The sequence below is a fragment of the Paenibacillus sp. 01T422 genome (assembly GCF_056398785.1).
The window spans coordinates 1-4120 of sequence record NZ_JBFTQB010000977.1 but is presented as its reverse complement, the minus strand read 5'-3'; the positions used below and the strand labels follow the sequence as shown (position 1 = coordinate 4120).

4 protein-coding genes and 1 pseudogene are annotated in these 4120 nt (G+C 42.5%); 3 read left to right on the top strand and 2 right to left on the bottom strand.

Annotated elements, in window-relative coordinates:
- Positions 1 to 5 precede the first annotated feature (5 nt).
- The 3 genes from AC1DUA_RS34360 to AC1DUA_RS34350 are packed head-to-tail and all read left to right on the top strand — an operon-like array spanning position 6 to position 3017.
- A complete protein-coding gene (locus AC1DUA_RS34360; RefSeq protein WP_477504006.1) occupies positions 6 to 830 on the top strand; it encodes a DUF6492 family protein in 825 nt (274 codons plus the stop codon).
- A complete protein-coding gene (locus AC1DUA_RS34355) occupies positions 827 to 1939 on the top strand; it encodes a glycosyltransferase (RefSeq protein ID WP_477504004.1) in 1113 nt (370 codons plus the stop codon). The genes AC1DUA_RS34360 and AC1DUA_RS34355 overlap by 4 nt, the downstream gene beginning before the upstream one ends.
- A 37-nt stretch (positions 1940 to 1976) precedes the next feature.
- Positions 1977 to 3017 (top strand): sugar phosphate nucleotidyltransferase, encoded by a 1041-nt coding sequence (locus AC1DUA_RS34350; RefSeq protein ID WP_477504003.1) that lies wholly within the window; start codon positions 1977 to 1979, stop codon positions 3015 to 3017.
- A gap of 212 nt (positions 3018 to 3229) precedes the next feature.
- On the opposite strand, the gene AC1DUA_RS34345 is transcribed toward AC1DUA_RS34350, so the two are convergent.
- Both AC1DUA_RS34345 and AC1DUA_RS34340 read right to left on the bottom strand, forming a co-directional pair.
- The gene (locus AC1DUA_RS34345; RefSeq protein ID WP_477504005.1) at positions 3230 to 3805 is read right to left on the bottom strand and encodes a sulfatase-like hydrolase/transferase; all 576 of its coding nucleotides are present in this window, start codon (positions 3803 to 3805) and stop codon (positions 3230 to 3232) included.
- Positions 3806 to 3830: 25 nt separating this feature from the next.
- Positions 3831 to 4120: pseudogene (locus tag AC1DUA_RS34340) on the bottom strand (PIG-L deacetylase family protein); the annotation flags it as partial.

The window sequence follows — 4120 nt, the reverse complement described above, 5'->3', positions numbered from 1 at the left end:
TCATAATGCATACAATGGATTATGGAGATGAGACAATGACAACACCTATTGATGTGTTAATCCCAGCGATTGAGAAGGATCTTGGGACACTTCCTCATGTTATTGATGCCGTGAGAAAGTTTGTGAAGCACCCTATTCGAGAAATCATTATTGTGGCTCCTCAAACCGGGCGAATGCTCGATCTTTGCTCACAAAAGGGGTGCAGATTCGTTAATGAAGATACCGTTCTACCTATAACGAAGAAAGACATCCATTATCAAGGCAAAACGTGGGATCGATCTGGATGGCTTTATCAGCAGTTACTCAAAATGAACGGCGATACGTTGTGCACGTCAAAGTACTATTTGGTCATTGATGCAGACACCATCCTCATCCGTCCGCACGTCTTTAAGATAGGCAACAAGACTGTTTTCTACTGTAGAAACTGGAGTCAACCAGAATACTTCCATACGTATAGAAAATTGATGGGAAGAAGCCGTTCGGCTAGATTGTCTTTCGTAACTCATTATATGCTATTCGAAAAATCAAAAATAAAACAGTTGAAACAAGCGATTGAGTCTAAACATAATAGAAGCTGGTATACAGCAATTATGAAAAGCATGAATAAATCCAAGCAATTTGCTTTCTCTGAATTTGAGACGTACGGCAATTTTCTTTATTCCTCTACGTCTGACAAGATGATTTTAAAACCCGCAATGAATAAGAGCTTGAATATGAGCGGTCCACATATTTCTCCTCTCAAAATGTCTTCCCTGACAAAGCTATTTAGGTCGATTTCTTTTCACAAACGAAAAGGTTATGTCAAAACCAACAGGAGGATAGTTAAATGAAGCTCTATTATGTTGTCTGGAAAGGACCAGTTCACAAGACGAGCGGTCTTGGACGTGCAAGCAGAGCGTATGTACGATCACTAAAGCGACAGGGTGTTACTGTTAAAGTAGGTGCTATAAGCAATGGTATATCCGTAAAAGTCAAGAAAGCACTTATTTATCATCATATTCCTACTCACATGCAATGGAAGAAAGAGCGAAGAACTTATAATCCAATAATTTTGAATACCGTTTGGGAAACAAACAAGACTCCCACAAGTTGGCTTTCCAGCATGAACAAATTCGATGCGATATGTGTACCCTCACAGCATAATAGGAGGGCATTAAAAAATAGCGGCGTAAAGGTACCGATTTTCATTGCTCCTCACGGTGTAAATACCAAGGAATTTCATCCGAACAATAAGAAGTTGAATTTACCTCGTGCAGCTGGAAAATTTACATTTGTGTCTGTCTTCGGCTTCCAGCATCGCAAAAATCCAGAGGGCTTGCTAAGGGCATACTGGGAAGAATTTTCCTCTACAGATAACGTTATTCTCGTGATCAAAACGAACGGCTATGCCGCTTATGAGAATGAGAAATGGATTCGGCAAAAAATAAGTCAGTACAAGAAAAGACTCGGTATCCGCAAAGATACAGCTCCTATTGTCATTATCGGCAAGCGACTCAGTGAAAATCAGCTGAAAGGGTTATACACGCTCGGTGATGCCTTTGTCCTCCCTACTCGTGGCGAGGGTGTCGGACTTCCTTTTCTAGAATCATTAGCGAGTGGTGTCCCGGTCATCGCGACAGGTTGGGGCGGACAGATGGATTTCCTTACGCCTAATAACTCGTACCTACTTCCTTATCGTTTGAAGAACCCATCCGTTAGCATGAGCAGCCCACATGCCATCGCAAGAAAGTTCAGCAATCTATTTGCACAAAAAGGACAACTATGGGCGGAACCCGATCTGCACAGCTTAAAGGCGTATATGAGGAAAGCCTATGAGAATCCCGAGCTGTGCAAAGCAAAGGGACGCCAAGGCAGAAGGGACATGTTGCATTTTTCATGGGATCGTGCAGGGAAGTTAATGAAGCATTCGCTTGAAAAAGTAATTAGATCCAAGAAATAGGGTGATGTTCCCMAAGGAGGAGTATATAACTTGCGTATTGTACTATTGTGCGGGGGGTCGGGAAACAATTTGTATTCTCCCCGTAGACACATATGTAGATACCACTTTTTTTCGGTTGCTCCCCCATTTTCCTGAAGTTCTGTCACGTTCTAAAGCAGATCTTGCACTCCTTGGAACGAAACCAAATACACCCTCAGATCAGTTTGGCTATATTGTTCCAGTTCTGCCCAAGGAGAATGACGAGTATGCTTTCGTCGACCAGTTCATAGAAAAGCCTAATGTCCAAACAGCCAGCAGCTTAATTGAAAATAACGCTTTGTGGAACTGCGGTGTATTCGCATTCCCCTTGAGATTCATGCTGACTTATTTGAAAGACAATGGACTTCCAGTCCAAGTTGAACCATGGTTCGCAAAATACGAAAAACTTGCAAATCTAAGCTTCGATCGAGAAGTCGTCGAGCGCACACGGCCTGTTGTAGCCATGGACTATCAAGGTTACTGGAGTGATCTGGGGAGTTGGACATCGCTTAGCAATCATTTCGAGGATCGAGTTATCGGCTCAGGACGAATATCAGACGATTCAGCCAACACCCATCTCATTAATGAGCTTCCTTATCCTATTGAAATTATTGGTGTCCCAGATCTCATTGTTGCGGCTAATTCTAACGGAATTTTAATCGCTAATAAGGATAAAGCTAATCAAATTAAGGAATTACTCGCTCAAGGTTCTCAGATTCCGATGTATGCAGAGAAAAGATGGGGTTCCTATCAAGTAATAGATTATTGGAAAAATGAAGATGGCATTGAAACCATGATTAAAAAAGTAAATCTCACCCAAGGAAACAATACGAGCTATCATCAGCATCTCAAATACCAAGAAATCGTGACGATTTTGTCGGGGAGCGCAGAAATCCTTATGGAGGATAAACTGTACACGCTTCAGGCGGGCGATGCTTTACAGATTCCAGCAGGCATCAAGCATGGAATTAAGGCAGTTACTCATCTTGAGTTGATGGAAGTCCTGTTGGGGGAAGAACTTGGTAAAGAAGATATTAAACGTTTTGCAATTCACTGGTAGCATGATACCATAACGAATAAAATTATACGTTTGTGACGTTCTGCTACGACACAAACGTATGATTTTTTATAAACTACTATCCAAATAAATTTCCTTGACTGTCGTTATATTTAACTATAGTTTTCAGCTTGTTTTAATGAAGAATTAATCCATAGGTTGCATCTTTAGTTAGAAAGAATAATTATCACCTGAACCATCTTTGTTTAAATGCCTTATCTTTCGAACTGTTCAGGCGGAGCATGATGAAGGTTCATGATTCGGATCAAATGGTCGATCATTCTCTTTTCAACGACGGCATCCTGAATCGGTAGCTTTTGCTCCGGATCAATCGCCAAATCATACAACAAGGTTCCAAAGCGGTGCGCTGGAATATACGAGGCTGCGGGGATTTTGAGCGTTCGAACCCCTTTCGTAAAGGAAAACGGATCTGCCAACTCCATCTCCTGCAGCTCCTGTACACTAAATAACGAGGCCATATGCGTCGGCATGATGTTTTTGGCCCACCAGTCGTGCTCGCCGAACAGAAAACCATGGTCGGTCGTCACGATCAGCATCGTGTCCTGCCACAGATCGCATTCATCCATCGTATCCATCACCTTGCCAAGGTAGGCGTCGCACATACTGAGGAGAGCTGCGTACTCGTATTTGCAGTGTTCGACTTCCTCCCTCGTTTCCTGAACAGGCCGGTACCCCGGCCAGTCAAAGTGCTTGCCCGTATAATCATGTGGATACATGTCTTTATACTTCTGAGGTGCAAAGAACGGCTCATGCGGGTCAAATGCCTTGATTTGCAGCAGCCGCCTATGTTAATGGTTAGAAGCTAGATTTATCAACTAAATCGATAATTATTAATTTGTTTGAGAACTTTTCTGCCGTCAGGTCGACCTGATTACCATTGGCACGTATTAAGGTGTAGTATTCATAAGGCCCAATAACCGAAAAATCGTTCTGCATCACACCCGGGTAGGCCCGGTTTACCGAGTAGACTTGGCTCTTATAAGATTGCAGTGCCTGCCCCTTCAATAATCTAAATTCACTTATATCCACTTTTCCTGTAATGATGCATGTGCTCAGGGGTCCAGCGTCCTTACAATGATCATAAT

Bases quoted from the DNA above. Each gene is read 5' to 3' on its own strand.
- AC1DUA_RS34355 (WP_477504004.1), top strand. From the start codon at position 827: ATGAAGCTCTATTATGTTGTCTGGAAAGGACCAGTTCACAAGACGAGC.
- AC1DUA_RS34360 (WP_477504006.1), top strand. From the start codon at position 6: ATGCATACAATGGATTATGGAGATGAGACAATGACAACACCTATTGAT.